A 5,897-nucleotide genomic window follows, 5' to 3' on the forward strand; every position below is an offset into this window, starting at 1 on the left:
ATTTAATGAAGATTAGTGGAATTGCTAAAAATTTGCTCACTCTTACTTTTATAAGTTAATAATCCCTTAAGACAAAAGAGAGTGACATTTTGCATTACAAAATAATTTAAAGGGGTGTTTATTAATGATGAATGTTGGTAAGAAGGTTTTAATTCTAACTCTGGCTTTTCTATTTCTAGTTGGAGGTATGTCTCTGGCTCAGGATCTTCCTAGAGAAGAGACCTTAGTTGTTTCTGGAGCAATGTGGGGACCTCCATCAACCTGGAATGTTCTAATTCCTAACCCTACTCCAGGTACAGGTGGCTTAGTTTATGAAACAATGTTCTCTTACAACCCACTTGAAAACGAATATCAGCCCTGGTTGGCTGAAAGTGGAGAATGGGTTTCCGACAATGAATATGTTCTTAATTTAAGAGAAGGTATTAATTGGACAGATGGTGAAGAATTTAATGCAGAAGATGTTGTCTTTACTTATGAACTTGCAAAAGATAACTCTATAATGTATTCACCTGTCTGGGACTGGATGGAATCTGTAGAGGCAGAAGATAATTATACAGTTAGATTTACCTTCAGTGAACCACATTATGCAGAATGGGATTCTGAATTATATCAGCGTTACATTATCCCAGAACATATCTGGAGTGAAATTCCATCTGACGAATTAATTACCAGAACAATGAAAGATCCTGTTGGTACTGGTCCATATATGGCCAGAGAAGCTGGTCAGGATAGAATGGTCTGGGAAAGAAATGAAGACTGGTGGGGTAATGATGTTTTTGGTCAGCCTACACCAAAATACATTGTTGACTTAGTAAACCAGAGTAACAATGTTGTTATGGGTATGCTGATGAAGGGTGAGCTTGATTTAAGTAATAACTTCCTACCTGGAATCCAAAAAGTTAAAGACCAATTTGGTTTAGAAACTTGGTACGAAGAAGAACCATATATGCTTTCCTGGAACACAGCTAATATGTACATGAACACAACCAGAAAGCCAATGGACGATGTTAAATTTAGAAGAGCAATGGCCTTTATGGTAGATCAGCAGGCAATTGTTGACCGTGTATATGGTGGTTTAGTACAGGCTGCTAATCCTACTGGTTTATTTGGAGAAGGTTGGTTAGAATATTTAGATGAAGAAGTAGTAGAAGATTATGGTTTTGAATATAATACTACTAAAGCCAAAGCATTATTAAATGATGCAGGTTATGTAGATGCAGATGGTGATGGTTGGAGAGATATGCCTAATGGAGATCCATTAGAACTAAGTATTATTGTTCCTAGTGGCTGGACAGACTGGATGTCAGCTGTTAGAGTTATTTCTCAAAATGCTGAAGAAATTGGGGTAAATATTACACCTAACTTCCCAGATTCCTCACTATTTGATAATAAGCGTTTCAATAAAGACTTTGATATGCTGATTGGTAACTTTAACACTACTCTTTCTTCAAATCCATTTGATTACTGGGATGGTGTAGCAAACGAGAGTATTCATGGCGAAACAATCAGTAATGGTAACTGGGGTGCTTATGATAACCCTAAACTCTTTGATTTAATTGATAAATTTAACATGACAAAGAATGAAACTGAAAAACAGGAAATTGCTTCTGAGATTCAGAGAATTCTTTTAGAAGAAATGCCAACAGTACCTCTCTGGCATAATGGTCTCTGGGCTCAGCAGACAACAAATAATTGGACTAACTGGCCAAATGAGGATGATCCTTATGGTGTTCCAGTAAGTTGGGGTAATGCTTATCAGTTAGGTATGATTCATACCTTAATTGGGCTGGAACCAGCAGAGTAAAAGTCAAAACAATTGAATTGAGTTATTAATACAGGTCCGATAATTTTTTATCGGGCCTGTTATTTAGAAAGGAGCAGCAAAAGATGGGTAAATATTTGCGGAAAAAATTAATTATCTATATTATTACATTTATTCTGGCAGTAACAATTAATTTTATAATTCCCAGAATGATGCCTGGGGATCCAATCCAATCACTTTTGTCACGTTTTTCCGGTATGGAGGGCGGACGTGAAATTTTGCAGGATCAACTTACCCTGCTTTTTAATTTAGATCAGCCTCTATGGGAACAATATCTTAATTTTTGGAAATCAGTTTTTACGCTTGATTTCGGAATTTCAATTATTCAGTTTCCAACACCAGTAATAGATATTATAAAAAGAGCTATTGTCTATGATCTGGCAGTTCTGTTTCCTGCAATTATATTAAGCTGGATTGTTGGTAATAAACTGGGTGCTTATTCCGGGACAGATAAAAAAGTCGATAATGCTTCAATGCCATTCTTTTATTTTTTAGCTTCCTCACCATATTTTTGGATGGCCGGGATTATAGTATTTTTCTTTGGGGTGGTTATTGGCTGGTTCCCAATCAGTGGAGCCTACAGTTCGACGGCCTCACCTGCTTTTACCTGGAATTTTATAGCTGATTTTTTACATCACTGGTTTTTGCCGTTTTTTACTATGTTTTTGGTTCAGCTCGGTGGCTGGGCAATCGGTATGCGCAATATGATCATGTACGAAAAAAGTTCAAATTATTCTAAGTATATGGAGACTCTGGGTGCCTCTAAAAAATTGATCAGGCGTTATGGCTTTCGTAATGGTGTTTTACCACAGGTTACAGGTCTGGCTTTAAGAATTGGTCGAATTGTTGGTGGCGCAATAACAGTTCAGGTGGTATTTAATTATCCCGGTCTCGGTAGAATGATGCTTGATGCAGTACAAAACCAGGATTATTTTTTAATGCAGGGAGTATTTTTAACAATTGTAACCATGGTTTTAGCAGCGAATTTTATAGTAGATATAGTATATATGTTCATTGATCCAAGAGTTAGACTTTCATTTACTGAGGAGGTTTAGGTTATGGCAAAAGATTTCTGGGCAAAACATGAAAATTTATATTATGCTTTAACAAATAAAAAAGTTATTTTTGGTTTAACTATTGTAGCCTTTGTTTTTTTGCTGGCAGCATTTGGCCCAATGATTGCTCAATATGAATATGATGAATATGCCGGACAGGGTTATTTACCCCCTTCCTCAGATCATTTTTTCGGTACAACTATTGATGGTAAGGATGTATTTACTCGGACGGTTAATGGTCTGCGCTCAACTCTTTTAGTGGGGGCTATAGCTGGTAGTATTGCAACTTTAATCGGCTGTATAATTGGTTTTGTTGCTGGTTATTATGGTGGAACAATTTTTGATGAGCTTTTAATGATGTTAACCAATATTTTTGTAGTGATGCCACAGCTTGCACTTTTAATTGTAATTGCAGCATTTCTGGAAGTACGGGGGACATTTGTTATGGCAGTAATCGTTGCTTCAACAGCCTGGCCCTGGACAGCAAGAGCCGTTAGATCTCAGACCCTTTCTTTAAAAAATCAAGAATATGTGTCTCTATCCAGGATTTCTTCAATTAGTGTTGGCAGGATTTTAAGAGAAGATATTGCTTCCAATATGTTTTCCTATGTATTTATGGTATTTATTCAGCAGTTTAATGGAACAATGCTGGCAACAGTTCAGTTAGAGTTTTTAGGACTTGGTCCAACTAAGGGTATTTCTCTTGGTCTTGTAATGCAGAATGCTGTTAACTGGAATGGTATACAACTTGGTATGTGGTGGTGGGCAATAATTCCTGGTTTGATTTTAACAATTCTAATTACAGCTTTATACTTTATCAATACAGGATTAGATGCAGCCTTTAACCCACGTTTGAGGGAGATGTAAGCTATGAGCGAGAATATATTAGAAGTTAAAAATTTAAAAGCATATTATGATATTTTAAAAGGTCAGGTTAAAGCAGTAGATAATGTAACTTTTAATCTAAAAAAAGGAGAAATACTTGGCTTGGCTGGTGAGTCAGGCTGTGGAAAAAGTACTCTTGCCAGTACTTTTATTTCGAGAAAAAAGCCTCTTAAATATATTTCTGGCGAAGTTGATCTGGTGGGTAATAAAATTATGCAGATGAGTGAAGAGGAATTTAAGGAGCTTCGTCTTAGAACAATTTCTTTAATTCCACAGTATGCTCTGGATGCTTTTTCTCCTACCAAAAAAATTAAGACCTATATAGCAGATTTGGCCAGGCAGCATGGCATAAAAACAGATAAAGAATTCTTTGATAAAGTAAAAGAAAGACTGGATCTGGTAAATCTTGATGAATCAGTATTAAATAGATATTCAATTGAGTTATCAGGTGGGATGAAGCAGAGAGTTATTATGGTTATCTCTACAATTTTAGATCCAGAATTTTTAATTGCTGATGAAATCACCTCAGCACTGGATGTAAGTTCTCAGCGTTTTGTGGCAACAATGCTTGCCAACCTGCGGGATTTAGGAATTATTAAATCTTCAATTTTTATTACTCATGATTTATCTATTCTCTATCAGATTGCTGATCGGATTATGATTATGTATGCAGGTAATTTTGCTGAGATTGGTCCGACAGATGAAATTGTCGATAATCCTCGTCATCCTTATACCAGAGCTTTAATTGATTCATTACCTAAAGTAGGTATCCAATATAAAGACAAGAGGTTATCTGGAATTGAAGGGACACCTCCTCATTTATTAAATATTGAAGAGGGCTGTCGTTTTAGACATCGCTGTCCTTATGCAATTGATAAATGTGAAGAAACACCTGAAAGAGAAAAGGTTGCAGAAGATCATTATGTATCCTGCTGGAGATGGAAAGAGTTAGGAAGTGATCTCAATGGCTAAAAATAAAGATGTTGTAATGTCAGTACAGGGTTTAACCAAAGTCTTTAAAAGTGGAATTTTAAATCCAGAATATACTGTAGCGGCTAAAGATGTATCTTTTCATATTGAAAAAGGAAAAATTATTTCTTTAATTGGAGAAAGCGGTAGTGGAAAGACAACCGTTGGAAAATTAATTTTGAAGCTAATAAATCCCAGTGAGGGAAAGATAATATATAATGGTAAAGATATTTCTGAGATCAAAGAAAAAGAAGAAACTAAACAGTATTATCGTCGGGTTCAGGGGATTTTTCAGGATCCATTTGCAACTTTTAATCCCTTATACAGAGTGGATAGAGTTTTTGATTTGATTTTTGATTCTTTTGATTTAGATTATGAAGACAAAGATCAGGCGATTAGAGAGGCACTTTTTGATGTTAACTTAAATCCTGATCGGACTCTGGGAAAATTTCCGCATCAGTTAAGTGGAGGTCAGCTGCAGAGATTACTGATTGCTAGAGCTTTACTGATGGATGTAGATGTACTAATAGCAGATGAGTTAATTAGTATGCTTGATGCATCAACCAGAATTGGTGTTTTAAATTTACTGGTAGAATCCTGCAAGAAACATGGTATGGCAGTTATTTTTATCACCCATGATTTAAACCTTGGTTATTATATTTCCGATCACTCATTAATTATGTATAAAGGAAGACTGGTAGAAAGAGGAGATACCAAAAAAGTTTATGAAAATGCAACTCATCCCTATACTCAGATGTTATTTGAAGCAGTTCCCGAAATAGGTGAGCGCTGGGATCCGGATGAAGAATTTCTACCAGAACAGGTTGTACAGGATGTTAAGGAATTCTATCAAGAAAATCAGGGTAAAGGATTTGTTGAAATAGAAGAAGAACACAGTGTTTTATTCAGTGATAAATAGTATTACTTTTGTAATAAGATTTTGATGATTAGATTTGGATAGAGGAGGCTTTTGGATGGCAGAAATAGTCTTTCCCGAAAATTTTGAGTGGGGTGCTGCAACAGCATCCTATCAGATTGAAGGAGCTTATAATGAAGATGGTAAAGGTGAATCTATCTGGGATAGATTTACTCATCAAAAGGGAAATATCTCAAATAATGATACAGGCGATCTTGCCTGTGATCATTACCATAGATTCAAAGAAGAT

General features: G+C 35.8%; 6 protein-coding genes. All 6 read left to right on the forward strand.

Annotated features, from left to right (window positions below):
• Window positions 1–124 precede the first annotated feature (124 nt).
• The gene (locus CI949_RS15545) at window positions 125–1,804 is read left to right on the forward strand and encodes an ABC transporter substrate-binding protein (protein ID WP_290767948.1); all 1,680 of its coding nucleotides are present in this window, start codon (window positions 125–127) and stop codon (window positions 1,802–1,804) included.
• 83 nt (window positions 1,805–1,887) lie between these two features.
• Window positions 1,888–2,877, forward strand: a complete 990-nt coding sequence (locus tag CI949_RS15550) for an ABC transporter permease (protein ID WP_290767950.1) — start codon at window positions 1,888–1,890, stop codon at window positions 2,875–2,877.
• A gap of 3 nt (window positions 2,878–2,880) precedes the next feature.
• Window positions 2,881–3,744, forward strand: a complete 864-nt coding sequence (locus tag CI949_RS15555) for an ABC transporter permease (protein ID WP_290767952.1) — start codon at window positions 2,881–2,883, stop codon at window positions 3,742–3,744.
• Window positions 3,745–3,747: 3 nt separating this feature from the next.
• Complete coding sequence (locus tag CI949_RS15560; protein ID WP_290767954.1) at window positions 3,748–4,734, forward strand: ABC transporter ATP-binding protein; 987 nt, start codon at window positions 3,748–3,750, stop codon at window positions 4,732–4,734.
• Window positions 4,727–5,650 (forward strand): ABC transporter ATP-binding protein, encoded by a 924-nt coding sequence (locus tag CI949_RS15565; RefSeq protein WP_290767956.1) that lies wholly within the window; start codon window positions 4,727–4,729, stop codon window positions 5,648–5,650. Before CI949_RS15560 ends, CI949_RS15565 begins: the two co-directional genes overlap by 8 nt.
• Before the next feature lie 55 nt (window positions 5,651–5,705).
• On the forward strand, window positions 5,706–5,897 hold a 192-nt coding region (locus CI949_RS15570), incomplete at its 3' end, for a family 1 glycosylhydrolase (RefSeq protein ID WP_290767959.1).

This window comes from Halanaerobium sp., assembly GCF_003070835.1.